The organism is Halobellus clavatus (assembly GCF_900107195.1).
GTDB classification, from domain to species: Archaea; Halobacteriota; Halobacteria; order Halobacteriales; family Haloferacaceae; genus Haloquadratum; species Haloquadratum clavatum.
In genome coordinates this window covers 30,988-57,837 of record NZ_FNPB01000004.1, presented here as the reverse complement: position 1 = coordinate 57,837, position 26,850 = coordinate 30,988, and the positions used below count along the sequence as shown (strand labels likewise).

29 protein-coding genes are annotated in these 26,850 nt (G+C 64.8%); 15 read left to right on the top strand and 14 right to left on the bottom strand.

What is annotated here, in order from left to right; genetic code table 11:
- Window positions 1–74: 74 nt before the first annotated feature.
- Entirely contained in the window at window positions 75–1,019 is a 945-nt protein-coding gene (locus tag BLU74_RS07435; RefSeq protein ID WP_089766644.1) for an NAD-dependent epimerase/dehydratase family protein, read from the bottom strand.
- A 178-nt stretch (window positions 1,020–1,197) separates the two neighbouring features.
- Here BLU74_RS07435 and BLU74_RS07430 point away from each other — a divergent pair, with 178 nt between their 5' ends.
- Complete coding sequence (locus BLU74_RS07430) at window positions 1,198–2,037, top strand: DUF7504 family protein (RefSeq protein ID WP_089766643.1); 840 nt, start codon at window positions 1,198–1,200, stop codon at window positions 2,035–2,037.
- 315 nt (window positions 2,038–2,352) lie between these two features.
- Here the strand turns inward: BLU74_RS07430 and BLU74_RS07425 are convergent, their stop codons facing one another.
- On the bottom strand, window positions 2,353–3,783 hold the full coding sequence (locus BLU74_RS07425) for a hypothetical protein (RefSeq protein ID WP_089766642.1): 1,431 nt from the start codon (window positions 3,781–3,783) through the stop codon (window positions 2,353–2,355).
- Between the two features lie 213 nt (window positions 3,784–3,996).
- Between BLU74_RS07425 and BLU74_RS07420 the strand changes: the two genes are divergently transcribed.
- The gene (locus BLU74_RS07420; RefSeq protein WP_245705757.1) at window positions 3,997–4,932 is read left to right on the top strand and encodes a DUF5305 family protein; all 936 of its coding nucleotides are present in this window, start codon (window positions 3,997–3,999) and stop codon (window positions 4,930–4,932) included.
- A 14-nt stretch (window positions 4,933–4,946) separates the two neighbouring features.
- Here BLU74_RS07420 and BLU74_RS07415 read toward each other — a convergent pair whose 3' ends face one another.
- Window positions 4,947–6,095 (bottom strand): signal peptidase I, encoded by a 1,149-nt coding sequence (locus BLU74_RS07415; protein WP_089766640.1) that lies wholly within the window; start codon window positions 6,093–6,095, stop codon window positions 4,947–4,949.
- 57 nt (window positions 6,096–6,152) lie between these two features.
- Window positions 6,153–6,509 (bottom strand): response regulator, encoded by a 357-nt coding sequence (locus tag BLU74_RS07410; protein WP_089766639.1) that lies wholly within the window; start codon window positions 6,507–6,509, stop codon window positions 6,153–6,155.
- Between the two features lie 313 nt (window positions 6,510–6,822).
- Between BLU74_RS07410 and BLU74_RS07405 the strand changes: the two genes are divergently transcribed.
- The 5 genes from BLU74_RS07405 to BLU74_RS07390 all read left to right on the top strand — a co-directional run bounded on the left by BLU74_RS07405 (window position 6,823) and on the right by BLU74_RS07390 (window position 10,708).
- Window positions 6,823–7,692, top strand: coding sequence for a hypothetical protein (locus BLU74_RS07405; RefSeq protein WP_089766638.1), 870 nt, complete (start codon window positions 6,823–6,825; stop codon window positions 7,690–7,692).
- A 201-nt stretch (window positions 7,693–7,893) separates the two neighbouring features.
- The gene (locus tag BLU74_RS18420) at window positions 7,894–8,538 is read left to right on the top strand and encodes a hypothetical protein (protein WP_139175671.1); all 645 of its coding nucleotides are present in this window, start codon (window positions 7,894–7,896) and stop codon (window positions 8,536–8,538) included.
- A 39-nt stretch (window positions 8,539–8,577) separates the two neighbouring features.
- Complete coding sequence (locus BLU74_RS07400; protein ID WP_245705756.1) at window positions 8,578–9,345, top strand: hypothetical protein; 768 nt, start codon at window positions 8,578–8,580, stop codon at window positions 9,343–9,345.
- Window positions 9,346–9,424: 79 nt separating this feature from the next.
- Window positions 9,425–10,048 (top strand): hypothetical protein, encoded by a 624-nt coding sequence (locus tag BLU74_RS07395; protein WP_089766637.1) that lies wholly within the window; start codon window positions 9,425–9,427, stop codon window positions 10,046–10,048.
- A 75-nt stretch (window positions 10,049–10,123) separates the two neighbouring features.
- Window positions 10,124–10,708, top strand: a complete 585-nt coding sequence (locus BLU74_RS07390; RefSeq protein ID WP_245705755.1) for a DUF7344 domain-containing protein — start codon at window positions 10,124–10,126, stop codon at window positions 10,706–10,708.
- A 57-nt stretch (window positions 10,709–10,765) separates the two neighbouring features.
- Here BLU74_RS07390 and BLU74_RS07385 read toward each other — a convergent pair whose 3' ends face one another.
- Both BLU74_RS07385 and BLU74_RS07375 read right to left on the bottom strand, forming a co-directional pair.
- Window positions 10,766–12,469 carry a hypothetical protein gene (locus BLU74_RS07385; protein ID WP_089766636.1) on the bottom strand — a complete coding sequence of 568 codons (1,704 nt, stop codon included), beginning with the start codon at window positions 12,467–12,469 and terminating at the stop codon, window positions 10,766–10,768.
- 524 nt (window positions 12,470–12,993) lie between these two features.
- On the bottom strand, window positions 12,994–13,386 hold the full coding sequence (locus tag BLU74_RS07375; RefSeq protein WP_089766634.1) for a secondary thiamine-phosphate synthase enzyme YjbQ: 393 nt from the start codon (window positions 13,384–13,386) through the stop codon (window positions 12,994–12,996).
- A 72-nt stretch (window positions 13,387–13,458) separates the two neighbouring features.
- Between BLU74_RS07375 and BLU74_RS07370 the strand changes: the two genes are divergently transcribed.
- Window positions 13,459–14,301, top strand: a complete 843-nt coding sequence (locus tag BLU74_RS07370) for an aldo/keto reductase (RefSeq protein WP_089766633.1) — start codon at window positions 13,459–13,461, stop codon at window positions 14,299–14,301.
- Between the two features lie 25 nt (window positions 14,302–14,326).
- Here BLU74_RS07370 and BLU74_RS07365 read toward each other — a convergent pair whose 3' ends face one another.
- From BLU74_RS07365 to BLU74_RS07350, 4 genes are all read right to left on the bottom strand, one after another.
- Window positions 14,327–16,054 (bottom strand): hydantoinase B/oxoprolinase family protein, encoded by a 1,728-nt coding sequence (locus BLU74_RS07365; protein WP_089766632.1) that lies wholly within the window; start codon window positions 16,052–16,054, stop codon window positions 14,327–14,329.
- Complete coding sequence (locus tag BLU74_RS07360; protein ID WP_089766631.1) at window positions 16,051–18,066, bottom strand: hydantoinase/oxoprolinase family protein; 2,016 nt, start codon at window positions 18,064–18,066, stop codon at window positions 16,051–16,053. The genes BLU74_RS07365 and BLU74_RS07360 overlap by 4 nt, the downstream gene beginning before the upstream one ends.
- Before the next feature lie 158 nt (window positions 18,067–18,224).
- Complete coding sequence (locus BLU74_RS07355) at window positions 18,225–18,461, bottom strand: Rieske (2Fe-2S) protein (RefSeq protein WP_217635344.1); 237 nt, start codon at window positions 18,459–18,461, stop codon at window positions 18,225–18,227.
- Between the two features lie 45 nt (window positions 18,462–18,506).
- Complete coding sequence (locus tag BLU74_RS07350; protein ID WP_089766630.1) at window positions 18,507–19,904, bottom strand: heme-copper oxidase family protein; 1,398 nt, start codon at window positions 19,902–19,904, stop codon at window positions 18,507–18,509.
- Window positions 19,905–19,992: 88 nt separating this feature from the next.
- Here BLU74_RS07350 and BLU74_RS07345 point away from each other — a divergent pair, with 88 nt between their 5' ends.
- The 3 genes from BLU74_RS07345 to BLU74_RS07335 all read left to right on the top strand — a co-directional run bounded on the left by BLU74_RS07345 (window position 19,993) and on the right by BLU74_RS07335 (window position 21,124).
- Window positions 19,993–20,295 carry a hypothetical protein gene (locus BLU74_RS07345; protein WP_089766629.1) on the top strand — a complete coding sequence of 101 codons (303 nt, stop codon included), beginning with the start codon at window positions 19,993–19,995 and terminating at the stop codon, window positions 20,293–20,295.
- Window positions 20,296–20,435: 140 nt separating this feature from the next.
- Window positions 20,436–20,816 carry a cupin domain-containing protein gene (locus tag BLU74_RS07340; protein WP_342702054.1) on the top strand — a complete coding sequence of 127 codons (381 nt, stop codon included), beginning with the start codon at window positions 20,436–20,438 and terminating at the stop codon, window positions 20,814–20,816.
- Window positions 20,813–21,124, top strand: coding sequence for a cupin domain-containing protein (locus BLU74_RS07335; RefSeq protein ID WP_089766628.1), 312 nt, complete (start codon window positions 20,813–20,815; stop codon window positions 21,122–21,124). Before BLU74_RS07340 ends, BLU74_RS07335 begins: the two co-directional genes overlap by 4 nt.
- A gap of 22 nt (window positions 21,125–21,146) precedes the next feature.
- On the opposite strand, the gene BLU74_RS07330 is transcribed toward BLU74_RS07335, so the two are convergent.
- Window positions 21,147–21,416, bottom strand: coding sequence for a DUF2249 domain-containing protein (locus BLU74_RS07330; RefSeq protein ID WP_089766627.1), 270 nt, complete (start codon window positions 21,414–21,416; stop codon window positions 21,147–21,149).
- A gap of 124 nt (window positions 21,417–21,540) precedes the next feature.
- Here BLU74_RS07330 and BLU74_RS07325 point away from each other — a divergent pair, with 124 nt between their 5' ends.
- Window positions 21,541–22,737 carry a TIGR04053 family radical SAM/SPASM domain-containing protein gene (locus BLU74_RS07325; protein WP_089766827.1) on the top strand — a complete coding sequence of 399 codons (1,197 nt, stop codon included), beginning with the start codon at window positions 21,541–21,543 and terminating at the stop codon, window positions 22,735–22,737.
- 189 nt (window positions 22,738–22,926) lie between these two features.
- Here the strand turns inward: BLU74_RS07325 and BLU74_RS07320 are convergent, their stop codons facing one another.
- Together BLU74_RS07320 and nirK are read right to left on the bottom strand one after the other, a co-directional pair.
- Complete coding sequence (locus BLU74_RS07320; RefSeq protein WP_089766626.1) at window positions 22,927–23,127, bottom strand: hypothetical protein; 201 nt, start codon at window positions 23,125–23,127, stop codon at window positions 22,927–22,929.
- A gap of 264 nt (window positions 23,128–23,391) precedes the next feature.
- Window positions 23,392–24,504, bottom strand: coding sequence for a copper-containing nitrite reductase (nirK, locus tag BLU74_RS07315; protein ID WP_089766625.1), 1,113 nt, complete (start codon window positions 24,502–24,504; stop codon window positions 23,392–23,394).
- 362 nt (window positions 24,505–24,866) lie between these two features.
- On the opposite strand from nirK, the gene BLU74_RS07310 reads away from it, so the two are divergent.
- Window positions 24,867–25,235, top strand: coding sequence for a winged helix-turn-helix domain-containing protein (locus tag BLU74_RS07310; RefSeq protein WP_089766624.1), 369 nt, complete (start codon window positions 24,867–24,869; stop codon window positions 25,233–25,235).
- A 7-nt stretch (window positions 25,236–25,242) separates the two neighbouring features.
- Here BLU74_RS07310 and BLU74_RS07305 read toward each other — a convergent pair whose 3' ends face one another.
- Entirely contained in the window at window positions 25,243–26,049 is an 807-nt protein-coding gene (locus BLU74_RS07305) for a halocyanin domain-containing protein (RefSeq protein ID WP_089766623.1), read from the bottom strand.
- Window positions 26,050–26,165: 116 nt separating this feature from the next.
- On the opposite strand from BLU74_RS07305, the gene BLU74_RS07300 reads away from it, so the two are divergent.
- Window positions 26,166–26,399 (top strand): DUF2249 domain-containing protein, encoded by a 234-nt coding sequence (locus BLU74_RS07300; RefSeq protein ID WP_089766622.1) that lies wholly within the window; start codon window positions 26,166–26,168, stop codon window positions 26,397–26,399.
- Window positions 26,400–26,404: 5 nt separating this feature from the next.
- On the top strand, window positions 26,405–26,809 hold the full coding sequence (locus BLU74_RS07295) for a hypothetical protein (protein ID WP_089766621.1): 405 nt from the start codon (window positions 26,405–26,407) through the stop codon (window positions 26,807–26,809).
- The last annotated feature ends 41 nt before the right edge of the window (window positions 26,810–26,850 follow it).

The window sequence follows — 26,850 nt, the reverse complement described above, 5'->3', positions numbered from 1 at the left end:
ATAGTAGTTTCCACGTGACATCTCGGTGATGTGTATCGGTCGCCCGCCCGAGCGAAGCGTTCGACAGCCGCTGGTTACTCGCGGTGTTCAGATCGAAGTTCCGCGAAGAGTTCGCGCGTCGCGCGTCGAACCGCCTCGTCGCTGGACTGATTCGGCTCCCAGCCGAGTGCGGCGAGTTTCTCGATGGAGAGGCGCATCTTCGGAACGTCGCCCGTCCAGCCGCGATCACCGCCGGTGTAGGTGTACTCGGGATCGAGCCCCATCTCGTCGGCGACGATGTCGGCGATTCGGTTGACAGACGTGGTTGTTCGCGTGCCCAGATTGTAGGTGTTCAACTCGTCGTCCGCGTGTTCGACGACGTGACAGATCGCGTCGACGCACTCGGTAACGTGAAGATACGACTTCTCTTGGCGGCCGTTACCGAGAATCTCCAGTGTTTCGGGATCGTCGAGCAGTTTCTCGATGAAGTCGGGGATGACGTTTCCGCGCTGGCGGGGACCCACGATGTTCGCAAAGCGGAAACACCAGGCCGTCATTCCGTAGGAGTGCGTGTACGTCGATAAGAGTGCCTCGTCGGTGAGTTTCGACGCACCGTAGATCGAGATGGGTTCTAAAGGAGCGTAGTCCTCGGGCGTCGGCCGCGGGGCCTCGCCGTAGACGGTCGACGAGGAAGTGAACGCGAAGTGTTCGACGCCGACGTCGTCCATCCGTTCGAGGAGGTTGTAGGTCATCTCTGAGTTCTCCTCGAACAGCTGGCGGGGCTCCTCGTAGTTCGTGTCCGTGTACGCCGCGAGGTGGAAGACGATGTCGACGTCGTCGGTGACGACGCGAGCGACGTCGTTCGGGTCGGTCAGATCAGCTTCGACGAATTCGACACCGTCGGGGACGCGGTCGCGGGTTCCCTTCGAGAGGTCGTCGGCGACGATGACGTCGTTGTCGTCGCTCAGTCGGTCAGCCAGGTGGGAGCCGATAAGACCCGCCCCGCCGGTGACGACAACCCGAATTTCGTTCAGATCCATAATGGATCGCCTCAGAGCGCAAAAAAAGACGTTTCGGTACGGATATGGCGAATATTTGATAATACAATGACGGACGAGCGAGAGGACACTCCGTTCGGTCGGCGGAACAGGCTTGCAGATCCGCGGTTCGTGGCTTCCAGACGCTAAGTTTTATTGCAACGCTCCAGTAGATTCTCGTATGCCTGACGACGAGGAGGACGCTTCCGCAGTCGACGATCGATCCTCGTCGCTTTCGGACCTTGTCGATGATCTCAACGGGGATTCGGGTACCGATCGTGACCCATCAACCGACAGACAGTCGCTCTCGGAGTTAGCCGACTCGATCAGACGGCGTGGGGCAGAGAGAGGGTCTGGAGATTCCAGTGGCGGTGAGTGGGACCTCGTTTCCGACGATACGAGGGGCAACGAGTCGTTAGACCCGAAGACAGAGGCTGTCTTGGAGCTGACCGGTGAAGCGTCGAACGTACTTCTCAGCGGACCCTCTGATGTGCCAGTCGAGCAGAGCCTCTGTTCGCGGCTGATGTCCTCGGCCCGAGGAGAGCCAGTCAACCTGCTCGTGATTGCGATCACGAAGACACCCAGTCAACGCCTTTCAGTCTTAGAGAACTATCTATCCGATCAGGTCGCCAAGACCGCAGTCGTTGACGTTCGAAACTACGACCGGGAGATCAACTACGAGCAGTACGACGGACCGGTCGACATTCGGACCGTTCCCAGCCCGCAAGACCTCCGCCGAATCGGTATCGTGACCAGTAAAGTGCTCACCGACTGGGAGGGGGCTCCGGGTGAGACGACGCTTTGTTTTCACTCGCTTTCCGATTTGCTCCGTCTCAACGAAGACCGGCAGCGCGTCTTTCGGTTCCTCCACGTCCTCCGGGGCCGAGTACGATCAGCCGGCGCACGCGCGCACTTCCACTTCGATCCCGACCGTCTCGACGATCAGGACATCGGGACCTTCGAGTCGCTGTTCGATACGGTGCTGCAGTTCGATGAAGACGGATCCATCTCGCTGCTCTGAGGTCTTCGACCCCTGAGAGCGGTTCGCGAAGACGAATCGCGCAGTCCATCAGGACCGCCTACGCATAGCCGATGTCAGTGAAGATCGCGACATAGCAGGTCCCGCTAGAGGGGACGATCTGCATCGAACTCCCGGCGTGGGTGTGGATATTCTCACCACAGCCGGGAGACGATAACTCACGGGCGAGGCCGCAACCGCTCTGAGGTCTGGGTCTTCTCCCCACCGACACGCCGATTGTTTTACATCGTGCGCGCAGAATCGGCCCTGCTGAGTTCGGAGCGGGTTCCGCGGAAAAACGGGTCGAGGAGGGCGGGGTTACTCACTTCCACCGCTTCTGTTCTCTTCGTGCCGTAGATCGTCGAGGTCGCCGAACGGGCTCGCAGTTTGCTCTGACCTGTCGTCTTCGCCGGAATCATCTACCGGGCTGTCACGGGTTGACTTTGGTTCGTTCGCAAACTCGAACGACGAGGCGTCGGAGGCGTCGCCCCCGGAAGAGTCGCCATTTTCGTTCGTTCGAGCACCGTCCTTATCCCGGCTCTGTTCGTCGGGGTCGCGGCCGTCACCGAACGGCGTGGCCAGATCGATCGACTCCGGGGCACTTTTTTCGCTCTCTCCGGCGGGCTGTTCGGTTGAGGACCCCTGCCGTTCACTCGGCTTCGAGTCGCTTCGGAGGTCGGCCGACGAAGGTGTCGGGCTCTCTCCGGCCGTTTGCTCTGAGGGGGCGTCTTCGCTCTCCTCGACCGTTGGCTCTCGTCTCAGATTTGGATCAGACCGCTGTTCGAACGACTCGGTCAGACCGCCTGATTCGTCCGTCGAATCGCGAACCGTGACCACGGTATCGGTGAAGAACCACCACCGCTGTTCGGAGTCGATCCCGGTCAGGACGGCGTCACAGTGCGGACACTGTGGGCTAGCGAGCAGATCGAGGTCGATAGTTTCCTCGCAGGCTTCACACGCGCCTTCGTGGACCTCGTGTTCAGCAGCCTCGCGCTTGAGCGAGTCGAGCCGCTCCCGTTCGGCCTGGAGCCGTTCGACTTCTCGTTCGTAGCGCGACTCGGCGCTCGAGGCCTCTGCGGCCAGTTCGTCAGTCCGGTTGAGCAGGTACTCTAGAATCGTTTGGAGACTGTCGAACTCCGTGTTCAACCACTGTTCCACCTGGTCTTGGTCTTCCGCCAATGACTGCTGCCGCTCGAGGAGGTCCGCCCGCAGTTGTTCGATGCGTGCAGAAAGCTCTTCCTGGGAGGACTCCGTCGTTGTCGCAATCTCGCCGAGTTCGGTTTCGACTTCTGTCAGCCGATCTGCGAGAGCGTCGAACAATTGGTCACGGGTCTGTCCACGCTCGATTTCAGTCTCGAGGTCGGACTCGACGGTATCGAGCTGTCCCTGGAGGTCGTCGATTCGTTCTTCCAGGTCAGTTTCGGCATCGGTCTGTACTCGGTCCGGGTTCTGTCGATCGTCTGTGGCCCGCTCTCTCCGGCCGTTCGGGTCGCTCTCTCGGTTCGGTGCGTTCGACCCTCCCGAGGAGTGGTTTCCGTTGTCGAACAGGTCTCCTTGACTGTAGAGTGGTGCACCGCCACCACCAGACTCGCCGAGTAACTGTGTCATCTCGTTGAGCGTCCAGTACGACGAGACCAACTGTTCGAACAGCTCCTCGCGCGTCATCCCCTGGCTCTCGGCCTGTTGGTCGAGCCACGCCTCGAAGGACGTGCTTGTCGTGTCGTCGTCGCCAGGAGATTCTCTTGCCATACCCACTGGTACCTGCCTACCCTAACAACAGGGACAACAAAAGTTTTGTTGCGAAAGCAGCGAAATGATGTATGGATTTGCTCAGTCGTCGCGCGACTTCCCTCTGTCTACACCGTATCAATAGCGATGGCGTTTGAACACCGTGCCAAGCTGTTTCTCAGCGAGAACGACCGGCTTGTCATCGGCGTACTCCTCGTTATCGGTGTACTCTGTTTGGCTGCTGCAGCCTACGTTTTTATCACTCCGACGACGCAGACCCTGACAGAGCAGACCAACCAGCAGACGTTCAGCACTCGCGTCGAAGATAGTGCGATGGTGACGCAGCCGACGGATCTGTATGAGGAAGGAGAGCGTATCGAGAACCGATCGGTGTACTTCACGCCCCTCTCGCCAGAGCTAACCCTCACGGTGAACACGTCGGTGCCATCCGGACAGCCAGTGACGGTTCGGCAGCAGTTGGAACTGGAAGTGCTCGGAGTTCGAGGCGGCGAGCCGTTTTACCGCTCCACACGGACGGTCGTCAACACGTCACAGGAGGTGACCGACGGTCTCGCGACTGAGTCGGCATCGGCGAACATCTCCGACGTCTCGACCACTCTCGCGACCCTCATCGAGGAAGTCGGCAACGCTGGAACGTTCCAGCTTCGCCTCCTGCTGAACGTCACCTACAGCACCGACGCGTACCAGGGCTCGTTGCAGTCGACGACACCGTTCGTGATCTCCGGCGATTCGTATTACATTGACGGGACGCTCGAGTCCCAACAGACCGAGTCGACGACTGTCACGAGTCAGATCACCCAACAGCCCAATCCGATAGAATACGGGAGCCTGGCGGTCCTCGGACTCCTGTTCCTCGGACTTGCAGGCGCCGTGACTCAGGTCAAAGGTCGCGCCGACCCCGAAGAACTTCGGACCCGGATCGCCCACGATCAGCACGCAGAGTGGATCTCACGGGGCCAGTTCCCGACAGATTCAGAGAAGCAGTACATCTCGATCCTGACGCTCGAAGACCTCGTCGACGTGGCGATCGACACGAACCGGCGGGTCATCCACGACCCGCAGATCGACGCCTACGCGGTGATCGACAGCTCTGAGATCTACTACTACGCGCTCGAAGATGTCGAGGCCGGCGAATGGCTCGAGATCTGACGGCTCGCTCGCCCTCAGAAAAACCGTCGCTTGAGTTGCTGGAGGAACGTGACGTCCCGCTTCTCCGAACGCATCCGGATCGGTCCGATCCCGACCGCAAGGAGTCCACTCGCGAGTGTGCCGACGAGTAGCACGAAGTCGATCCCGGCGACGGCGAGGAAGGGATGAATGGCGTGTAGCGAGAGGATGACCGAACGGGGAAGGATGGGGAGATATCGCCACTGCGAAATACTCCGCGTGTACGAGCCCGATGAATCCGGGGCCTGAACCAGCAACGCTACAGTCTCCTCGGATCGCCTCGGAACGACGAACGCGGATTTCGATATCGATACCCCTTCGCTTCGGGGCTCGAGGACGGTCAGGACGGGGATGTATCCCGTGTTGGTGATGGTGTACTCGATGGTACTCTCCCCTCCGACACCGATGACGAGGGGGCTGTCGTTCGGGGCTTCAGAACTGACGATATCGAAGGAGGTGCTCCCCGAGGTGAGCACCATACTGGCCGTCGCAGGCGCGAGGATGATCATCACGAGTACAAACAGGAACGTCGACGTCTTGATGTAGTTTCCGCGCTTCCGGTTGCGGGACCCGGTCGAACGGTCGCTGGCCACGGCGTCGATAATGAATCCCCCCACGATGATCGCGCCGCCGAACCAGATGAGCGACTGCGGAGACGCCTCCCCGCCGAAGAGGGCCCCGATCCCGGTCGCCGCTATCGCCGTCGTCGCGAGGTCTTGGACCGTCACGACGGCAGCCCCGAGGTTTCGGATCACGACCACTTGGCCGTTAACTTGGAGCGCCTTCGCGACGACCTGCTCCGATTCGACGGGCGGTTCGGCCCCTGCCTGATCGGTAAAGGGGTTTGCGTCCCCCTGGGTGATGTATCCCGCCTCAGTCCGGTCGACGACCCGGTGGGTCGTCAATCCGCCACCCTGGAGTTCCTCCGCGTTGAACGTGACCACGTCTCCCGTCTCGACGGGACCGGCAACCGCCATCGGAACGGCGACAAAGCCGTCGCCGGGGTTCATAGTCGGGGCCATACTGCCGGTCTCGACGTATCCGAGGAGTACGGGCTGGCCAGCGGCCTGACCGAACAGCATCGCACCGACTGCTGCGAGCAGTAGGAGGAGAAACCCGTACTCCAGGATGTCGGAGACCTTCACGCGCGACGATAGGAAGTCGATCGGTATAACGCTTGACCAGTTCGGTCTCCGGCGACGCTACGCCGCGGCCGACTTGACGGCCTCCAGGAGGTCGCCCTGTTCGTAGGGCTTGACCAGATACGCGTCGGCGCCGGCGTCAAGCGCGCGCTCGCGCACCTCCGCGTCCGCGGCGACAGTGCTGACGACCACGCCCACGCCCCGATCGAGGCGCTTGATCGCTTCGGTCGCCTCGATACCGGTCCCTTCTCGAAGATTCAGGTCCATCACGACGACGTCCGGATCGGTCTCGCGAACCCTGTCGACGGCATCCTCGGCGGTCGCGACGACGTCGACGACGTCGTGGACGCCGCGGAGATATCGCTCGATGAGGGTCGCTTGCATACCGATGTCTTCTGCGATCAGGACGTTTGCCATCTCAGTGGGGGCTACGAGGCCGCAGCCCGCGTGGTGCTCCAAGCCGACGCGGATATGCTCTCCGTCGACGTGCTATGACTCGCTAACATACCGCACGCAATTGTCGGAGGTAACGACCCGTTGGACTTGAAGCTATCTCTTCACGGTGACGAAGTCCGCCGGCTCTCGACAGGCAACTGGTCGGACTGTGGCGCAGCACTTCCCGTCCGGCATCTTTTCCTGTTCTTCTGTACCGTTCTCATCGTCGCAGTGGTTTTCAGTGCGCTCCGTATAGTAGCGTGCAGCAGAAGAGGCCCGTCAGGTCCGGAAACATATGACACGGGATCAATCTGGAACTTCATCTGCGCGATCGGAGGACCACGCGAGCCGTCGCGCGTATCTCCTCGGACTCGTGAGCGCGGCCTGTGCGTTCGGGGTCGTCAAAATCGCCCTCGGCAGTGGTCTGTCCGAATCCGAGTCTCAGCCGAGAGACGTGAACCTCGATGTCGCTGCGGATCAGTCGAACGCCGTCGTCGGGATCGAGGTCTCCAGTCCGGTCGGACAGAATCCGCGGGACCTTCTGGTCACCGTCGAAAACAACACGCTGTCAAGCGCGACAGCGACGATCTCACTCGATGATCCCGCCGATGGAACGCTGTTCGGGCCCGGAAGGGATACGGGGTCATCGGTCACGTTTTCGCTTCCGCTCGGGGCGTCGGAGTCCGTCGAGATTCGATCCGCAGTCAACGGCCGCGAGAAACTCCCGTTCACGATTGCAGTTAGGAGCCCCGAGTTCACATTCGAGGCCCAGCGGAAAACGACCGCGGTAAGGCGCGCGGTCCGGATTACCTCCCTAGCCCAGTTCGTCTCGACCCCCGAGCAGAACAGCTGGTCCGTGGGTGGACTTCGGATCCGCGACAACGACGCTGACGATGACCTGCGCGAAGTCGAATACGAGATCGCGGACAGCGACGGCACAGTGCGAGCGACTCGGACAGACACCGCTACCGGCGGGGCACACCGCGTTGACTCACTTATGATCGACCCTGACGACCCCGCATATGACGTCCAGTCGGGGCATCCGTACACCCTGAGCGTCAGGGCCCTCGATGCGGATGGCAACTATGCTCAGACCTCTCGAACGGCGTCCTCCGCAGACGACAGCGCCGGCGGCGAGAGTTCGACCGCGGCCTCGTTGGAGTAGTCACAGAACACAGGTGCGTCTTCGCCAGATTCGCCCGGAAAATCCGGATAAATCACCGATTAAGAAGGGTTTGGCCCGCTACAAGCCCGCCTTTCGATTCGCTCGCTCTGCTTGAAACTGTTTCAAGCGGCGGAATACAAAGTGGGTGTAGTCCAAAGGGATAGGTAAGGCGCGGTCCCCCTGCGCCAGGAGCACACAACTATGGCACTCAGCAGACGAAACATACTGGTCGGATTGGGCGCATTGGTCGGCGGCGGCGGCGCACTCGTGAGTACGGGCGCGTTCAGTACTGTGAGCGCAGAGCGCTCTGTGAGCGTGAACACTACGGGTGACGCGAGTTCGTTCCTCGGACTCAACGCGACAAGCCAAGGGCAGAGCTATATTAACAATCCCACTTCAGGCACGCTTGATATCAGTTTAGGATCGAGTAGCAACGGATTCAACGAGGATGCGATCACCACAATCGGAAGTCTATTTAATATTATAAATAACTCTCCTGAAGGAGAAACTATTGATATAGCATTTAGTACCAACGGTCCTAGTACATCTGGCGTCGGTACAGGTACAGATCCAACTATTCAGCTTGGCGTAGCCCCTAATTCGGGTGGTTCGGTCAATTCCGTCGTTACGCTTGCAATACTCGAAGGTTCTTCTTCAATATCCGATATCACCCTAAATAGTGATGGCACAATCTCGAACGACCCAAACTCGGGTAACTCTGTTTCTCTGAGTGTGGCTGACAGTTTAGTACCGGTTGGTGTAATCGTGGATACTCGTGATAATGCTATTAACAACAGTAGTATACCCAATCAGAACAACGTTACAATTGTCGCTGAAGGCCAATAGAAACGCATACAACACAAACTAATAATTAATTCCATACCAATGAAACGCAGACAAGTCATCACGGCATTCGGAACGCTGGCGGTCGCAACTGGTACGGCACTCGGGACGGGTGCGTTTAGCGCAGCCTCATCAAGCAGCGACTCGTCGCTCTCGATCGTCACTCAGGGCGGCGATGCGAATATCGACATCAACCCTGGCAATGAAAATACCAATGACGGAGAAGTCGTTGTCAATCCTGGGTCTAGCAGCCCAGAGTACCTCACTGATGGGAGTATAGTGTTCGATAAGCTCGCCCTTGACGACCTTCCGTTAGCGGTCGTAACTGAGCCGAACGGGCAGGGTATGGTGACAATCGAGGTCGCCGTCGCCGCGGGTCAAACACCGAGGTTCTACGACGCTATCGAAGTCGTAAACAACGACTCACAGGACTACGATATCGGATTTACGTTCACTGGGTACGGTTCAGCAGTCACGAATAATTATATGAACGGGAAAGATTATACCTCCATTGACAAAGCAGTCGCAAATAATGCATTTGTCTTTGAGGAGGCCGATGACGATAACTCGGATATCTCTCCCACATCCAACGATGGAGAAGACCCCGCTGGATTTATGGGGGTTCCGGGAGGGGGAGACCGGCTCGTTGATCTGAACGTTAATGCGAATCTCCCCGCTCTGACTAACCTTTACGGAGATATTGAAGATGATCCATTCTACGGTGCTGGTGGCTTCAGCTCAGACGATGAAACTGCGAAGCACGAACCACTCGTTAGTGAAGTCACCGCCGTTGCGAACGAGATAAACTAACGCGCTACACGGGACTCTTCCACACCTCGTCACCTACTCAATCTGATCAGATAAGGGGGGGAGGTTTGCGTACCTTACTATGCTCACACGCCGCCAACTCATCGCCGGCCTCGGAAGTGCTGTCATCAGCGGCGGCATCGTCAGTTCCACCGCGGCGTTCACGGCGACCTCGACCAGTACTAACTCCTCGTTTACCGTCGTCTATCCGGAACTCATCGAACTCCGGGCGGTCAACGATCCACCGGTACACGTCGAAACGAACGACGAGGGCCTCGTCACGAAGGTCACCCCCGGCGGCGACACCGGTCTCAACGAACGCGCGATCACGCGCTTCGTCGACATCGTAAAGATCGTGAACGCAGGCACGCTGGATCTCACCGGGATCTACTTCGACTTCGCGGTCGAAAGCGACGTCCTCAGTTCCGGGACGATGGACGACATCGAATCGGCGCTGTCGATCACGGCCGGGACACGACCGCTCGAATCCACCGGCACGTCCGGCGACGACATCCTCGCGGAGAGCGACGATGCGAGCGTCGCCGACGGGGTGCTCTCCCCGGGCGAGTCCGTCCCGTTCGGGGTGCTCGTCGACCTGATTCCGGACTACGGCGACAGTTCTCTGGCGGCGCTCCCGCCCGACGACGGAGGCGTCTCGGCCGACGACTACGCCGTCACGCTCAGCGTGACCGTTACCGACGAGTAGGGGCCTCTGCAGGACGCTCTCGGAGGTTGCAGACCAAGCTTATTTGTAAGCCCCGGCAAATCTGTTGGGTAATTAATGAGTCAGCGCGCCACGACCGAGTTGCAGGCCGATGTGGACGCCGACGCGGACGCCTCCGCCGACGACGCCCTCGACAAGGACGAGGTCTTCGACCTGATGAGTAATCACCGCCGCCGGTACGCCATCCACTACCTGAAGGGGGCCGACAGTCCCGTGCCGCTCGCGGAGCTCGCCGAGCAGGTCGCCGCGTGGGAACACGACAAGGAGGTCGCAGAGATCACCTCCGCCGAGCGGAAGACGACCTACACGTCCCTCCAGCAGACGCACCTCCCCCGGCTCGACCGCGCGGGCGTCGTCGACTTCGAGGACGGCGAGGTCGAACTCGAAGACCGGGTCGAGCGGCTCGACATCTACCTCGACATCGTCCCGGAGAACTCCATCTCGTGGGGGATGTACTACCTCGGGCTGTCGGCCTTCTCTCTCGTGGTGCTCGCGGCGCTGTGGACCGACCTCCTGCCGACCGACGGGGTGCCGCTGCTGGCGTACCCGACCGTGCTGGTCGCGATGTTCGCGGTCTCGGCGGGCTATCACGCCTACGTGAACCGCAAGTACCGCTTCGGGAACCTCGAACGGCCGCCGTGAATCGGTCGCCTTTCCAGCACTCCACCGCCACCGACTCGAGCGACCGCGGCCGATCGCTCACCCGGCTTGAACGCTTCCCTGTGCAGGCGTTCCGGTCACGCTCACACCGCCCGGACTGTACACCACCGTCGCGTCCCGGTCCTGGAGGACCGCCCCATCGACCGACAGCGTTGCCGACGCCTGATTCAGCGTGAGCGTCGCCTCCCCGTTCGTCGAGGAGATCTCGGCGCCGTCGAGCGTCATATCGCCCGACGAGGTGAGCTTGATCTGCTTGTTCGTCTCGATCACGGCACTGCTCGCGCGCAACTGCGCGTTCGACTTGAGCTGGATCTGGCCGTTCTCACTCTCGACGGTCGCGCCCGTCAGCGCGAGCTCGCCAGACTCCGCGGTGAGCTTGATCTGTTTGTTGGTCGTGATCGACGCCCCGTTGGCGCCGACGCTGGGGCCTTTCAGCTGGATCTGGCCGTTCTTGGAGTCGACGGTGGCGTCGGCGAGGGTGAGCCGTCCGGACTCCGATTCCACTTTGATCTGCTTGTTGGTCGTGATCGTCGCATCGGTCGCGTCGACCGGGTAGCCCTTGAGCTGGATCTGCCCGTTCTCGCTCTCCACGGTCGCGTCCGTGAGGGTAAGCGCTCTGGACTCCGCGGTGAGTTTGATCTGCTTGTTGGTCGTGATCGTCGCGTCGGTCGCGTCGACGCTGGGGCCTTTCAGCTGGATCTGGCCGTTCTTGGAGTCGACGGTGGCGTCGGCGAGGGTGAGCCGTCCGGACTCCGATTCCACTTTGATCTGCTTGTTGGTCGTGATCGTCGCATCGGTCGCGTCGACCGGGTAGCCCTTGAGCTGGATCTGCCCGTTCTTCGAGTCGATCGTCGTGTCGTACACCGTGAGCGCTTTGGATTCCGCGGTGAGCTTGATTTGCTTGTTGGTCGTGATGGTCGTCCCGCTCGTCGTGATCTCGGAGGCCTTCAGCTGGATCTGGCCGTTCTTCGTGTCGACGGTCGAATCGCGGAACGAAATGGCGTCGCCCTCCGCTTCAATCTTGAGTTGCTTGTTGGTCGTCAGCGTCGCGTCGCCGACGGTGACCGACTTCGCCTTGATCTGCACCTGCCGGTTGTAGTCGAGAGTCTCCCCGCCGGCCGCGATCACGAGGTGTGCGCTGCCGTTCTGGAAGCGTGGGATCTCCCCGCGCGGGACGATCCGCTCGCCCTCGTCGTAGGCGTAGTCGTGATCGTCGTCGACGTACGCGACCGCGTCGCCCGGCGGCTGCCCCGGCTCCGGCGGTCGGTTCCCTGCGGTCCGGCCCGGACAGTCGTACTCGACGGGGACTTCGAGGCTCGCGTCCCTGATCGTCGCCGACTGCCCCGCCGCCTCGACGACCTCAACGGTCAGCGTCGCCGTCCCCGACCCGCCGTTCGGCGGCGAACAGGTGACCTCTAGCGGCGCGCGTCCGCCTTGTCTGACCGTGCGGGTCTGGTCGGGGTTCCGGACCGCCAGCGCGTCCGTGTCCACGCTCGCTTCGTACTCGACGGTCATCGAGGAGTTGAGGTTGTTCTCGAGCTCGGCGACCGTGACTGGGTTCCCCGGCTGGGTCACCTCGTTGTTCGTGTCGATGATGGCGACGAACGCCTCGCTGTCTCCCGCGACGGCGACATCGACCGGCCGGTCGCCCGCAATGGAGCTGTAGCTCCCCGTCGGCACGATGGTAAGCATCGCACCGAGGACGATGAGCGACAGTCCAATCGCCTGAAACGAGCGACGCATCTATCTCATCCCGATGATACGAACCGTACGGTCTTGTGTACTTCGACTGTGAGAGCCCGTCCGGATTATCGGGATTCAGCGAAGGGTCGGGTCGGTATTCAGCCTTCAACGGGAGGAGCGGCGGTCAGTCGTTCGGTTCTGTATTGAGCATCGCCCTCACGACCTACCCGTCGTCTTCAGGCGGTCGGACCAAACGGAAGTAACAGCAGAGCAACCGTGTCGAGATCCCGCGCCTCTGGGGAGTCGGGAACAACACGTGTGAGACAGTCCGACGAGATCGCCGAAGTTCCCCGCCGATCTGCGGGCCACAGACTCCTTCGAACGTTCGGGACGATGGTCATCGCAGACGGAGACGGGCCGACGATCCCGGGTGACGGCTGTTCGTCTGACTGTCGGATCGGCTCTCGAGCCCCGATCCGACCGAATCGGGACAGCGCCGGTATCGTTCGGTGAGTTCGGAGGAGACGCCCACGCCGTTCAGGCCGGATCTGGGTTCCGGAGCCCGCAACCGGCTCAGTCCCGACTCAGTACTGCACCACGGCCACCTCCACCGATCGCGTCCGGGGGCCATCGCACTCGACGAAGAGGACCGACTGCCACGTCCCCAGGTCGAGTGAACCGTCGGTGACCGGGATCGAGACGCTCTCGCCGAGAACCATCGCCCGGAGGTGGGCGTCGGCGTTGTCGTCGATCGCGTCGTGTGCGTAGTCGTCGCCGCGCGGAGCGAGCCGTTCTAGCCCCCGTTCAATGTCCGCGCGGAGTCGAGACTCGTTTTCGTTGACGACGACCCCCGCCGTGGTGTGCGGAACGAACACGGTGCAGACGCCGCGGTCCACGTCGGTGGGGACTGTTTCCTCGACGCGTCCGGTGACGTCGACGACGTCGGAGCGATCGCCTGTTTCGACCTGGAAGGTCATAGCCACGGGTTTGAGAACCGTCGTGTTGAGTGTTGCCAGTAGGTTTAATCTCGTGACATAACTGGCACTGGTATGCGCCTGGAGTTACCCCAGATCGGGCTCGGCACCTCGAACCTCGGAATCACCTTCGGGGACGCGGAAGACGACCCCGAGGAGTGTATCCAGACCGTCACGGCCGCGCTGGAGTTGGGGTATCGACATATCGACACCGCACAGATGTATGGGAACGAGGACCTGGTCGGGGAGGCGATCCGACAGTCCGCCGTCGACCGCGACGAGATCGTTCTCGCCACGAAGGTCCACCCACGGAACCTGACGCACGACGACGTGCTCGAAACCACGAGAGCCAGCCTCGACAGACTGGACACCGAGTACGTCGATCTGCTGTACGTCCACTGGCCGATCGACCAGTACGACCCCGAAGCGACGCTGCCAGCGTTCGATCAACTGCGAGAGGAGGGCGCGGTGAAACACATCGGCGTGAGCAACTTCACCGTCGACACGCTGGAGACCGCGCGCGACGTGCTGGACGCGCCGATCGTCGCGAATCAGATTCAACTCCACCCGATGCTGCCCCCCACGGAGGGCGAGCGCAGTGAGATCCTCCCGTACGCCGAGCGGCACGACATCGACGTCGTCGCCTGGTCACCGCTGGCGCGGGGCAGAGCGCTCTCGTTGTCGCCCGTTCAGGCGGTCGCCGCGAAACACGAGACGAGTCCCGCGCAGGTGATTCTGGCCTGGCTGTCTCGGTACGACGTCAAGACGGTCGTCAAGGCGTCGAGTCGGGACCACCTCCGGGACAATCTGGCGGCCCTCTCACGTAACCTCGACGCGGAAGACGTCGAGCGGATCGAGTCAGTGAGCGAGCGGCAGCGACTGTTCGATCGCGAGGAGGCCCCGTGGAATCAGCCGTAGTGAGCGTCGAACACGGCTCCCCGGGTCACTCCTCTGTCTTGCCGTTTCGCCGGTCGGCCTCGCGCACCGCTGGGTCGCGGTCGTCGGGGTCGCCGTGCCCGCCGCCGCCGGGCGTCCGGATCGCGATCGTCGTCCCCGACTCGATCTCGGCCGTCGTCTTCGCCGCGATCGGCTCGCCGTCGAGGAGATTCTCACCGAGGGCCCCCGGACCGCCGCCGGCGACGCCCTGCGGTCGGTGACGACGTCGCTCGGTGAGCAGCGAGACCGTCGCGTCCCGCTCGACGGTCAACGCACGTTCGACGCCCAGGCCGCCACGATGCTCGCCGTCGCCGCCGCTGTCTGGTCGGAGCGCGTATCGCTCGACGGTCAGTGGGTATTCGGCCTCTACGACCTCGACCGGCGTGTTCAGCGTGTTCGTCATCCCGACCTGCGCGCCGTCGATGCCGTCGGCCGCGGGGCTGCCGCCTGCGCCGCCGCCGATGGTCTCGTAGTAGGTGAATTCGCCCTCGCGAGAGCCGACGATGAGGTTGTTCATCGTCCCCTGCCCTTGCGCAGGAGCGCGCTCTGGGACCGCCTCGGCCAGGGCCGCGAAGACGACGTCGGTGACTCGCTGGCTGGTCTCGACGTTGCCGCCCACCACCGCCGCCGGGGAGGTGGGATTCAACAGCGAGCCCGCCGGGGCGGAGACGGAGACGGGGGCGTAGCAGCCGTGATTCGGGGGGATCTCCGGATCGGTCAGACAGCGGATGACGAAGTAGACCGCGCTCGTGGCGACCGACAGCGGGGCGTTGAGATTGCCCGGGACCTGCTCGGCAGTCCCCGCGAAGTCGACGTCGAGTGTCGCGCCCTCGACGGTGACTGTCACCTCGATCGGCACGTCGCGGTCGGCGGTGATGCCGTCGCCTTCGAGGACGTCGCGGGCGGTGTAGACGCCGTCGGGGATCGACGCCAGTTCGGATTCCATCCGATCCCGTGAGTACCGGACGACGGCGTCGAAGGCGTCGTACACCACGTCGCCGGTGCGGTCGAGCAGGTCGGCGAGGCGCTCCACGGCCCGGTCGTGGGCCGCGAGTTGCGCGCGGAGATCGGCGCGTCGCTCGTCGGGCGTCCTGACGTTCGCCAGGAGCAGCGCCAAGACGTCGTCGACGACGTCACCGTCGCGGACGAGGCGGACGCCCGGGAGCCGAACCCCCTCCTGATAAATTTCTCGCGCGCCCGCCGGCATACTCCCCGGCGTCGACCCGCCGACGTCGGCGTGGTGCGCTCGCGAGACTGCGTAGCCGACGATCTCCCCGCCGCGCTCGGGACGGCCGTCGACGGCTGGAGCGATCGGCGAGACGAGCGTGACGTCGGGCAGGTGCGTCCCGCCCTCGAAGGGGTCGTTCAGCGCCCAGACGTCCCCCGGTTCGGGCTCCTTCGCGAGCACTGCCTCGACGGCTGCCGGCATCGCCCCCAAGTGAACCGGGATGTGTTCGGCCTGCGCGAGCATCCGCCCCTCGGCGTCGAACAGGGCGGTCGAGCAGTCCTGGCGCTCCTTGATGTTCGGCGAGTACGCGCCGCGAATCAGGACTTCGCCCATCTCCTCGGCGATCCCCTCTAAGCGGTTCCGAAGGATCTCCAGCGTGACGGGGTCGATTTCAGCATCGCCAGACTCGCCGGTACCTTCGGGCTGCTCCCCGGCATCGCCCGACTCGCCGGTACGCTCGGGCTGCTCCCCGGCATCGCCGCCGTCGGGCGATCCGTCCCGGGTCATTCAGTCACCCCCGTGAGGACGAGCGACCCGTCGTCGCGGACGGTCGCCTCCCAGGCAGGCGGGATGACGACGGTACTCTCGGCCTGTTCGATCACCGCTGATCCGTCCAGCGTCGATCCGACGGCCAGTCCCGAGCGGTCGTACACCGGCGTCGTACGCCCCGCACCGTCTCCGAACCGGGCGGTGCGCTCGCCCACCCGTGGCTCGCCGTCGGCCGCGTGTTCGGTCCGGGGGTCCGACCGCGTCGCCGTCGCCGCGACGCGGAGATTCACGAGGGCGACCGGCTCGTCCATCCGATACCCGTACGTCGCTTCGTGTGCCTCGTGGAAGCGTTCTCGGACCCGGGCAGGATCGAACGTCGCCGCCACGTCGACCGTGAGTTCGAAACTCTGTCCGGCGTACCGGAGATCGGCCCACCGGCGGATCGAGGCCGCGTCGGGGTCGCGGGCGTCCTCGCGAACATCGGCTTCGAGCGCGTCGTAGTGCGTCTCGACGGTGGCCGGATCGACGTCGTCGATTGCGACGCGGTGGGTCCGGACGGCGTCGTGCTGCTCGTCGGCTGCGAGCAGGCCGAACGCCGAGAGGACGCCGCACGCCGGCGGGACGATCACGGTGTCGATATCGAGATCGGCTGCGAGGGCGGCCGCGTGCATCGGCCCCGCGCCGCCGAACGCGACGAGGCCGAATTCGCGGGGGTCGTGCCCGCGTTCGACGGTCGCGGCGCGAATCGCTCGCGCCATCGTCGCGTTGGCGATCCGGTGGACGCCGCGGGCCGCGGCGACTGGGCCGTCCAGATCGGCGTCCGCGGCCAGCCCGGCGAGTGCCTCGCGGGCGGCGTCCGCGTCGAGCGAGAGTTCGCCGCCGAGGTCGGTGCTCTCGCCGATGTACCCCAGCACCAGGTCGGCGTCGGTCACTGTCGGCTCGGTGCCCCCCTTGCCGTAGCAGGCTGGCCCCGGATCCGCGCCGGCCGACCGCGGGCCGACCCGGAGCGCGCCGCCGTCGTCGACCCAGGCGATCGACCCGCCGCCCGCGCCGACCGTGGTCACGTCCACCATCGGCGTGCGGATGGGCTGGCCGTTGATCTCGGACTCGGTCGTCCGCTCGGCCTCGCCGTCGCGGACCAGGCTCACGTCGCTGGAGGTCCCACCCATATCGAAGGTGACGAGGCCGCGGAGGTCGCGCTCGCGCGCCACCGAACCGGCGGCGGCGTTCGCGCCGACGACGCCCGCAGCGGGGCCGGACATCGTCGTCGTGACAGCGTGGTCGCGAACCGTCTCGATCCCGGCGATGCCGCCGTTGGCTTGCATCACCAGCGGCTCGGGAAGGCCGGTCTCGGCCGCCCGCTCTGCGAGTCGTCCCAGGTAGCGATCGATCGTCGGCGTCACGTACGCGTCGACGACTGTCGTCGCGGTGCGCTCGTACTCGCGGAACTCCGCCAGCACCTCGTGCGACGCCGAGACTGGGACGTCGAGTTCGGCTTCGAGCACCTCGACCGCCCGGCGCTCGTTCTCAGGTGCCGCGTACGCGTGCAGGAACGAGACGGCGACGCTCTCGGCGTCCGATTCCCTGATCCGGGCGGCCACCTCGCGGACGGCTTCCTCGTCGACGGGCGTTGTGATCCCGTCGGGCGTCGCGCGCTCTGGGACCTCGAAGCGGCGGCGACGCGGCACGAGGGGCTCGGGACGGGTCGCCGAGAGGTCATAGAGGTCGGGGCGGTCCTGCCGACCGAGTTCGAGTACGTCGCGGAACCCCTCGGTGGTGACGAGCGCAGTCTTCGCGCCCGCTCGTTCCAGGAGGGCGTTGACCGAGACGGTCATCGCGTGCGTGAATTCGTCGACCGCCGCCGGATCGATCCCGGCCGCCGCACACGCCTTGTGGATGCCCGCGACGACCCCGACGCTCTGCTCCTCGGTGCTCGGAACCTTCGCCGTCACCAGTTCGGTCCCCGCCGCCAGCACTACGTCGGTGAAGGTCCCCCCGACGTCGGCCCCGAGCCTGATTCGCTCCGCCATACCACCCGTACTCGACTCAGTGACCAAAAGCGTAGAGAAACGCGAACCGGACTCGTCGAACCCCCCTCGCTACGCTACCCGAACGTACACGCCGTCGCCGTCGACAGCGACGTCGTAGGTCTCGACCCCCGCGTCGCTCCGGACGTGCTCGCCGGTCGTCACGTCGATCTCCAGCCGTGCCAGGGGCAGCGGACACACGTCCCGTCGAGGCCGCCCAATCCGAGTGGGCCGCCGCGGTGTGGGCAGGTGTTCTCGATCGCGTAATGCGCGTCGTCGACGGTGAAGAGCGCGAGTTCGACACCCTGGACCGAGACGACCGTGGCGCTCCCCGGATCGAGAGCGGCCGCGTCGGCGACCCGGTGGAACGTCGGATCGTCCGACGGCGCGTCTGTCATACCGACCCCCTCACCGGCCTGCGGCGTGAGCGTTTCGCTCTTCGATCAACTCCGGGCGCGTTCGGTGTCGTCGGGTACGTCGTCGTCGGCCGACGGCCCCAGCCGACCGAGTGGGGGACACAGGAGGGTCGCAACCGACGTGGAGCCGTGGCGCTGGATCACGCCGATCAGGTTGGCCGCGAAGAGCGCAAACCCGAGGAGGCTGACGGCGCCGCCCACCAGTGTCGCCGATGGTGCCGCCTGCGGCCCGATACTCGAGAGGACGCCGGTCTCCGCGAGCACCAGCAGTCCCATACCGACTGACAGGGCGACGAGGTCCGCCCGGGCGAGCCGATCGTCGTAGAGGTCGTCGATCATCGGGACCGATTCGAACCCGAGGCGGTCGCTGTAGCGATGGACCCAGATGATGAACGGAACGACGTGATACAGCGTGCCGAGGACGACGAACCCGACCGCGCCGAAGCGCAGGAGGTGCGCCGCGGTCGGCGGGCCGAAGAGCCGGGCGGGATCGAGTGGCGCCGCGATCCACGCCGGTGTTGCCAGCGCGGCCCAGAGGAGCATCGCTGCGGCCGCGACAGCGTACCGGCGGAGCATCGGCGTCCACTCGACCGTCCGGGTCGCGAGTCGCCGCGCGAGCACGACGGCCATCGCCACCGTTCCCGCAGTGAGGAGGAGCGCGCCGATGCGACCGACGAGCGGATTCCCCGCGAGTCGACCGGCCGCGAGCGAGACGACGCCGAGGGGGAACCCGACCGACTCGACGGTCCGAAGCGGGGAGTCGATGCCGCGGAGATCCGACTGGGTGAACATCGTCGCGAGTTGGTAGAGCGCGCCGAAGATCGTCGTCAGCACGACGCCGAATACCGCGAGTGTCGCGTGTGCGCTCCGGACGGTGCCGCGCGTGACTGGCCAGTCGGCGAACACGGGCCGGACGTAGCTCACTGCGAGCGCCAGTCCCAGGAGGGTGACGAGGAGCAGGAATCCCAGCGCGAGCGCGAAGTGCCGCTCGGTGACGTCCCAAGGGCGGACGCCGAGCAGCGTCCGCCCGACGTTGTAGACGAAGAGCCAGAATCCGGCGAGGAGGACGAATCCGAACCCCGGAAGCCACGCGTACGCGCCGGTCAACAGACAGACGACGAATCCCGAGAGGCCGACCGTGACCCCCCAGAGTTGGAGTTCGGCGAGCCGCTGGGAGTGCAACGTCGTGCCGGACCAGACGGGCACGAACTGTGTCATCGCGCCCAGAATGGTGACACAGACCCACCCCGCCAGCAGGAGATGGACGTGAACGAGCGTCGACCGACCGGGGACGACCCCGACGGCGTCGAGTGCGCCGACAAGCGCGCCCGCGAGCAGGAAGCCGAGCGCGACGACGAAGTGACGGAGCGGCACCGTCATCGGCGGCTGCGCGTCGGTGTCGACGTCCGCAGGAATCGCACTCATACGAACGTCTCGGGTCCGGATCCTCCTGTGCGTGGTCGCGAATATGTTCGTAGTCAGGCGTACGTCGATCGGACACGTCGTTCCGACAATGACTGGTCGCGAGGCGGAACTGGAACGGCTCGTGGAGCGGGCGCGTCGACACGACGCGGTCGAGGACGCGTTCCTCGCGAAGAGCTTCACCGATCGACTCGTCGTCGTCGACCTCGACGCAGGCGAGTCGCTCCCGCGGGAACTCGTGACGCTGTTCGCAGCGCACGACTGTCACGGGGCCGACGAGGTCTACGGCTGGAGCAGCGACGACGCCTCGGCCGGCGAACACGGCGACGTCACCCGGCACCAGTTCGTCGATCACCGGACGCGCGGCGAGCACCAGTCCTCCGTCGTCGAGTGATCGACCGCGGTCCGATCGTCCGATGAACGGCCGACGCGACGGACGGCACCGCGACCGAAGATGTTCGCGCAAAGACCGATCGGTCGCGGCCGTCCCCCTTCGGTTGATGCCACAAATCGACGTCGAGGCGGCCACCGAGTATCGAGACGCGCTTTGCCGCAAACGAGGCGTTCCGCAGCGAGTCGGCGAAGGCCGTCCTCGCGTGCTTCGACCCCGGGCAGTTCATCCCGGTACACGCGCCGGACAGCGACGTCATCGTCGACGTCCGGGCCGGGCACGGCACCGTCCGGGAGGGCGGGACGGCTCACGCCGTCGGCCCCGGCGACGTGGTGGCAATCGAGGCCGCCACGCGACGCGGAATCCACGCCGACGAAGGAGAGCGACTCGAAGCCTTGCTGGTCACCGCGCCGCCGCCGACTGACGCGGAGCACGGCCCCGTCCGACGCGGACTGCAGAACGGGACCTTCGAGCCGCCGCTCGACGGTGATGCGGAACCGTCCGAGAGCGAGGGGTCCCGATGACCCGCATCGAACACCTGCCCGGACTCGACGCGGCCCCCCACGCGAACGTTTTCCCGGAGCACGAACCGAAGACCGTCAAACTCGCTCTCGACGCCGGCGAGCGCGTCCCGGAGCACGATCACCCCGAACGGGAAATCGTCCTCTATCTCATCGACGGCGCGCTCCGGCTGGCGCTCGACGGCGAGCCGCACGCTCTCGAAGCGGGCGACGTCGTCCGCTTCGACGGCGATCAGGATATCTCGCCGGTCGCCGAGGTTCCGAGTACGGCGCTGCTGGTGCTGGCGAGAAGGTCTCCCGAGGAGTACTGACGGGGGCGACAGACAGCCCCGATCAGTCGTCGGTCGGATCCCAGATCGCCGTGAGGGCACCGTCGTCGGTCTCGACGGTTTCGTAGGCGACGCCCTGCTCGTCGAGTTTCGGGAACAGGAACTGTGGCACGCGGTCGTTGAGCTGGACGAACACCGTCTCGCCGTCGAGGTCCGCCAGCCGCGTCATCGTCTCTTGAAGCGGCTCCGGCGGCGGCAGGTCCCGCGCGTCGAGGAAGTCGACCGCGCGGTCGCTCGGAACATCGAAGTGCGCGAGGTACGCCTCGTGGTTCATACCTTGGTCTATACGGGTCGGGACCAGAAACCCGACGCCGAATATATTCGCCTCGCGGGAGCGGTCGCCCGGTTCGAATATGTTCGGCGTGGAGTCCTGGGGCCGCGGGGGCCAATCGGCACTGATGACAGCTCCGACACCACCACCGACCGACTCCCGGCGAGGATCCGAACGCGGCGGCCCGGACGACGCCTCCCCGCCGGACGGTCCGCCGTCGGGGTCGGGCGGACCGCCCGATCCGAGTTCGATCGAGACGAGTCGACGGCCGTTCGTCCTGGTCTGGGAGGTGACGCAGGCGTGTGACCTCGCGTGCGATCATTGTCGGGCGGACGCACAGCCGGCGCGGCACCCCGACGAACTGACGACTGACGAGGGCAAGCGACTCCTCGACCAGGCGCGATCCTTCGGGCCGGGACAGTTGGTCGTCCTCTCGGGGGGTGACCCGCTCGCTCGACCCGACCTCCGCGAGTTGGTCGAGTACGGAACCGAGCAGGGGCTCAGGATGACACTGACCCCGAGCGGGACCGCCTCGCTCACGCCGTCAGTCGTCGGCGACCTCGAATCGGCCGGCATCGAACGCCTCGCGCTGAGTCTCGACGGTGCGTCGGCGGAGAGTCACGACGAGTTCCGCGGGGAGTCCGGGAGCTTCGAGCAGACAGTCGAGGCGGCGCAGGCGGCCCGCGAAGCGGACCTCCCCCTCCAGATCAACACTACCGTCTGCGCGGCCACAGTGGACGAACTGCCGGACATCCGCGAGCTGGTCGCAGACCTCGGTGCCGTCCTGTGGTCGGTGTTCTTCCTCGTCCCGGTCGGTCGCGGGCGGGTGCTGGACCCGGTGTCGCCGGCGCGCGCCGAGGAGGTGATGGCGTGGCTCTCGGCGGTGAGCGAGCGTGCCCCGTTCGGCGTGAAGACGACCGAAGCGCCGCACTATCGGCGCGTCGCGGTCCAGCGCACGCGCGACGCGAGCGAGGCGCCGGACGCGGATGGGATCGGTCGCCGCCTCGGCATCACCGCGGGGGACGGCTTCGCGTTCGTCAGTCACACCGGAGAGCTGTACCCCTCCGGATTCCTCCCCGAATCCGCCGGCAACGTTCGCGAGGCGAGCCTGACGGAACGGTATCGCGAGAGCGACCTCTTCGAATCCCTTCGGGACCCCGATCGACTCCGCGGGAAGTGCGGTGCGTGCGAGTTCAAGCACATCTGCGGGGGGAGCCGCTCGCGGGCGTACGCCCACACGGGAGACCCACTCTCGAGCGACCCGCTGTGTGCGTACGTCCCGGATGGCTACCACGGACCGATGCCGGCGGGCCGCGCCGACTGAACGAGAGTCCTCCCGGGGAGGACACCGAGAGATGATTCACGCGGCGAAGGCGTGCTCGTTCGCGATTCGGCGGATCGCTGACCGGGACGAAGAAACGTGACGACCGAGACGAAGCGGATTATTTTACAGCGCTCGTCCGGCGGCCTTCACGGGATACCTCACGGGACGAGCGATCGACGAGAGAGTCGGTTAGGCGTCGTAGCCGTTCCGCCTGAGTGCCTCTGCCAGTTCGCCGTCGGGGTCGGCCGAAAACTCGACAAGCGACGACTCCGGCCGCGTCGTCGTATAGAGTTCGGAGTCGATGTTGTCCGGGATCTCGTTCGCGTGTGTCTCATCGACGACTGCGACCGATATCTTCGGCTTCGTGTTCGTGTCGGTTGACTCGCTCATCAAGTACCTGTACGGGAGAGCGACGTTTGGCCTTTACCCTTCGCGGATAGCAGCCGCTGCGTGAGAGAACGTCTACGGGGTGACTCGTACACCCATACAGTGGACGCGGGACCTGTGTCGGGCATCGGCGGCGATCGGAGTGAGCGGAGTGAGCGAGGACTTCGCGGCGATACCGACCGACAGCCGCGACGTGGGTATACCGTTCGGAAGCGCTCTCGCCACGGGGTGATGCCCGGGCGTCACCCGAACCGACGGCACGGTGGCTCAGTACGCCGACCCTTCTTCGTCCTCGCTGCCCGCCGTATCGGGGTTCGGATCGAAGATCTCGGGGCGCTCCTCCCCGGCGACATCGATCTCTGCGAGGAGGCCGCGGCGCGCGACCCGCGAGAGCGCGTGGTCGACGAGTTTGATGCGCTCGGGAACCGGCGTCTCCATCTCGCCGACGAAGCAACTTCCCGGCGGGACCTTCGCGGTCTGGAGGTGCTTCTCGATCGGCGGCTCCAGGGAGCCGTCGCGGTAGCCCTTCGACCAGACGTTCCCGATCGGGTGGAAGTTCGACGAGTAGTTCGGGCCGCCGTCGACGAGGAACACCCGGACGCGCTCGCCCTGCTCGACCGAGAGGGTGCCATACCGATCGGGCGTGAACGGGTACTTCTCGCCGTTGAACACGACGTACGTCGGCTGCTCGTTGGCCATATTCTCGAAGCTGAAGCCGTGGTGACCCGATTCGCCGACGCCCTTGTCCGTGTAGATCTCGTGCTGTCCGAGGTAGAACTCTTTGTCCACCGGCGGGAGTCCCTCCGGTAGTTCGACCACGATCATCCCGAACATCCCGCTGGAGATGTGGTAGTCCAGGTTCGTGACCGCGCAGTGGTAGATGTACGCACCGGGGTATCGGGCCTGGAACTCCATCCCGTTCGCCTCACCCGGCGCGGCGGTAGTGGCGACGGCGCCGCCGCCGGTTCCGTACACCGCGTGGAAGTCGACGTTGTGACCCATCTGGCTCTCGGGCGGGTTCTCGAGCGTTAGCGAGACCGTATCCCCCTGTCGGACTCGGATCATCGGCCCCGGGACCTGCCCGTCGAAGGTCATATACGAGAACGTCACCCCCGCTTCGATCTCGGCGACGACCTCCTCGGTCGTCAGCGTGATGTCGTGATGCGTCGACTCCGAGCGCGAAATCGGATCCGGAACGTCGGCCGGGTCCGCCGCGACGCGGTCGGTGTCGGTCGGTTTCGGGGTCGACGTCGACTGCGCGGTGCTCGTCGAGGCCCCCGTGTCCTCAGCCGTCGGTGCCTGCGAAGCGCACCCTGCAATCGAGGCCGCACCGCCGATCCCCAGCCATTCGAGCGTCCGTCGTCGGGTGGTGTCGAACATACCTCTTCATCTCCCACTCGGGGAGAGGAATCCGGAGTACGTATATACGGAACCTCGTTGTCAGACCGGCCCAAGCCGGGCGAACATATTCCCGAGGCGACAGTGCGCCGGCGGGGAGATGTTCAATTACGCCGCCGTCGCCGTTGGGGACGGACTCGTCCTCCTGGTATAGGCTCGTCCTCGTGGGAGAGGCGTGATCGACGGCCCGACGGGCGTCCGCGAGGTAGGTGTCGCGCTGGCTTGCCGTAGCGACTGCCAGTCACTCGGCCGAATATATTCGGCGCACGACGGATCAGCGCGAGCGTCGATTATCCGACAGCAGGCGGTCGAATCGACCGACTGACCGAATTGGGGAGGGTACGATGTGTGCAAATCCGCTCTCGGACGCGATAGAGCCTGACTGTCAGACGGTCTTCGGCGCGCTCACGAGCGAGCCGTGTCGAAGCATTCTGCAGTCACTGGAGCGCCCGCTAACCGCCTCGGAGGTCGCCGAGCACTGCGGACTCGCGGAGGGGACCACCTACCGCGCGCTCGAGCGACTGGTGGACGCCGGACTGCTACGGAAGCAAGAGCGGGAGCGCGCGGCCACCTACGCCATCGACTTCGACGAGGTCGTCGTGAGCGCCGACGGAGACGACCTCGATCTGGAGGTGACCGGCCCGTCGCGCTCGGCGGCCGAGCAACTCTCGGTTCTGTGGGACAGCGTCCAGGAAGAGGCCGGCGGCGGGTGAACGGCCGTCAGGACTGACGCGCCGTATCTGCGTCCTCGGTCCCGGTGAGCCAGAGGAACGCGCCGAACAGCCCCGGCGACGCCAGCGCGAGGCCGAAGACGCCCGCGAGGAGGTACCCGCCGAGGTTCCGCGCACCGGGATCACCGAACGGTGCGGCGAGTTGCTCGCTCCCGGAGTCGCCACCGCCCGATCCCCCGCCGTCGCTACCGCTTGCGACCACGACTGCGCCTTTCATCCCGAGCGTTTCGTGAGGCGTACACGAGTACGTGTACGTTCCGGGCTCAGAGAAGGTGCGCTCGAACGTGTGTCCGGCGGTATCGGTGAGTTCCGACTCGAACGCGCCCTCGGTATCGACGACGTTGTGAGTGCTCCCCTCGCCCGTCCACTCCCAGGTGACGATCGTATCCGGCGAAATCCGGACGGCAGCGGGGCCGAACCCGAACGCACCGCCGTTCGCCTCGACGCCGACACCAACGGTCACCGAGGACTGTCCGGTCTGATCGACGACCCCGTCGTAGTTCGAGGTGTCACCGAGCCACGAGTCCACCTCGTCGCCCGAGGACTGTGCCGACGCGCTCGAGGCCGCGCCGCCGAGCGCGCCGCCGGCGAGTGCGGCCGTCCCGAGTCCGCGGAGCGCCCCGCGGCGGGAGACGGCGGGACCGCCGGCGCTCTCCGCGTCGGCACTCGCGCCGCTTTCGTCTGTCGGCGGCGAGCCTGTCTCTGCTGTCGGCGTCGCCACGTCGTCGCCGTCGGAGGGGCGCTGCGGGCGGCCGTCTGTTCCGTCCTGCGGCGGCGTTTCGGTCGGAGGCATCATACACTCGGGGGGAAGCCCCCGACACTGAAAACGGGGGCGCGCGGTTCTCGTTCAGTCACTGTGGGACGAATATGTTCGTCCAAACGGGTACCCGTGTCTGTGCTGTGAGTGCAGGTATGGCAGCGACAACGCTTGACCTCCGGAACGTACCGCCGGCGGAACGACACCCCAGGATCCACGAGGCGTTCGACGACCTGGACAGCGGCGAGGCGCTTGAGTTGGTGAACGACCACGAGCCCAAGCCCCTGTTCTACGAGATGCAGGCCGAAGTCGACGCCTTCGACGCCGACGGCTACGAGGTCGAACAGCGCGGCCCGACAGAGTACGTCGCTCGACTTCCCAAGCGGTAGCGACGATGCAGCGAGTCGCCGTCGACCGAACCGTCGAGGCGGACGCCGAGACGGTCAGGATGCGGATGCACGACATCGAGCCGTGTATGCGAGCCGCCGGCTTCGACGAGGTGACGGTCGCGGGGTCGACGATCGAGGTCGCCAACGAGGTCGGTCCTGTCCGGATCGAACTGACGCTCGAACGCTTCGAGGCGGAAGACGCCGACCTGGCGTACCGACAGCGCGACGGCATCTTCGAGGCGATGACGACGTGGTACCGCGTGACTGAGACCGAGGCGGGGACGGCCATCGAAGCCGAGACCGAGTTCGGACTCGATGTCGCGATGGTCGGTTCGTTCCTCGATTCGACCGTGATCAGCGTCCAGCGCCGACGGGAACTGACCGCACAGTTGGACTATCTCGAAGGGTGAGCAGCCGTCGCGCCCGCGGCCGAGAGCCGCCAACGAATCGA

Coding starts and splice junctions, on each gene's coding strand:
- BLU74_RS07375 (WP_089766634.1), bottom strand. CDS start 13,386: ATGACCTTCCAGGTCGAAACAGGCGATCGCTCCGACGTCGTCGACGTC.
- BLU74_RS07365 (WP_089766632.1), bottom strand. CDS start 16,054: ATGACCCGGGACGGATCGCCCGACGGCGGCGATGCCGGGGAGCAGCCC.
- BLU74_RS07305 (WP_089766623.1), bottom strand. CDS start 26,049: ATGATGCCTCCGACCGAAACGCCGCCGCAGGACGGAACAGACGGCCGC.
- BLU74_RS07425 (WP_089766642.1), bottom strand. CDS start 3,783: ATGGCAAGAGAATCTCCTGGCGACGACGACACGACAAGCACGTCCTTC.
- BLU74_RS07325 (WP_089766827.1), top strand. CDS start 21,541: ATGACAGCTCCGACACCACCACCGACCGACTCCCGGCGAGGATCCGAA.
- BLU74_RS07295 (WP_089766621.1), top strand. CDS start 26,405: ATGCAGCGAGTCGCCGTCGACCGAACCGTCGAGGCGGACGCCGAGACG.
- BLU74_RS07350 (WP_089766630.1), bottom strand. CDS start 19,904: ATGAGTGCGATTCCTGCGGACGTCGACACCGACGCGCAGCCGCCGATG.
- BLU74_RS18420 (WP_139175671.1), top strand. CDS start 7,894: ATGGCACTCAGCAGACGAAACATACTGGTCGGATTGGGCGCATTGGTC.
- BLU74_RS07355 (WP_217635344.1), bottom strand. CDS start 18,461: ATGACAGACGCGCCGTCGGACGATCCGACGTTCCACCGGGTCGCCGAC.
- BLU74_RS07345 (WP_089766629.1), top strand. CDS start 19,993: ATGACTGGTCGCGAGGCGGAACTGGAACGGCTCGTGGAGCGGGCGCGT.
- BLU74_RS07400 (WP_245705756.1), top strand. CDS start 8,578: ATGAAACGCAGACAAGTCATCACGGCATTCGGAACGCTGGCGGTCGCA.
- BLU74_RS07395 (WP_089766637.1), top strand. CDS start 9,425: ATGCTCACACGCCGCCAACTCATCGCCGGCCTCGGAAGTGCTGTCATC.
- BLU74_RS07390 (WP_245705755.1), top strand. CDS start 10,124: ATGAGTCAGCGCGCCACGACCGAGTTGCAGGCCGATGTGGACGCCGAC.
- BLU74_RS07410 (WP_089766639.1), bottom strand. CDS start 6,509: ATGGCAAACGTCCTGATCGCAGAAGACATCGGTATGCAAGCGACCCTC.
- BLU74_RS07385 (WP_089766636.1), bottom strand. CDS start 12,469: ATGCGTCGCTCGTTTCAGGCGATTGGACTGTCGCTCATCGTCCTCGGT.
- BLU74_RS07300 (WP_089766622.1), top strand. CDS start 26,166: ATGGCAGCGACAACGCTTGACCTCCGGAACGTACCGCCGGCGGAACGA.
- nirK (WP_089766625.1), bottom strand. CDS start 24,504: ATGTTCGACACCACCCGACGACGGACGCTCGAATGGCTGGGGATCGGC.
- BLU74_RS07360 (WP_089766631.1), bottom strand. CDS start 18,066: ATGGCGGAGCGAATCAGGCTCGGGGCCGACGTCGGGGGGACCTTCACC.
- BLU74_RS07405 (WP_089766638.1), top strand. CDS start 6,823: ATGACACGGGATCAATCTGGAACTTCATCTGCGCGATCGGAGGACCAC.
- BLU74_RS07435 (WP_089766644.1), bottom strand. CDS start 1,019: ATGGATCTGAACGAAATTCGGGTTGTCGTCACCGGCGGGGCGGGTCTT.
- BLU74_RS07310 (WP_089766624.1), top strand. CDS start 24,867: ATGTGTGCAAATCCGCTCTCGGACGCGATAGAGCCTGACTGTCAGACG.
- BLU74_RS07430 (WP_089766643.1), top strand. CDS start 1,198: ATGCCTGACGACGAGGAGGACGCTTCCGCAGTCGACGATCGATCCTCG.
- BLU74_RS07320 (WP_089766626.1), bottom strand. CDS start 23,127: ATGAGCGAGTCAACCGACACGAACACGAAGCCGAAGATATCGGTCGCA.
- BLU74_RS07370 (WP_089766633.1), top strand. CDS start 13,459: ATGCGCCTGGAGTTACCCCAGATCGGGCTCGGCACCTCGAACCTCGGA.
- BLU74_RS07335 (WP_089766628.1), top strand. CDS start 20,813: ATGACCCGCATCGAACACCTGCCCGGACTCGACGCGGCCCCCCACGCG.
- BLU74_RS07330 (WP_089766627.1), bottom strand. CDS start 21,416: ATGAACCACGAGGCGTACCTCGCGCACTTCGATGTTCCGAGCGACCGC.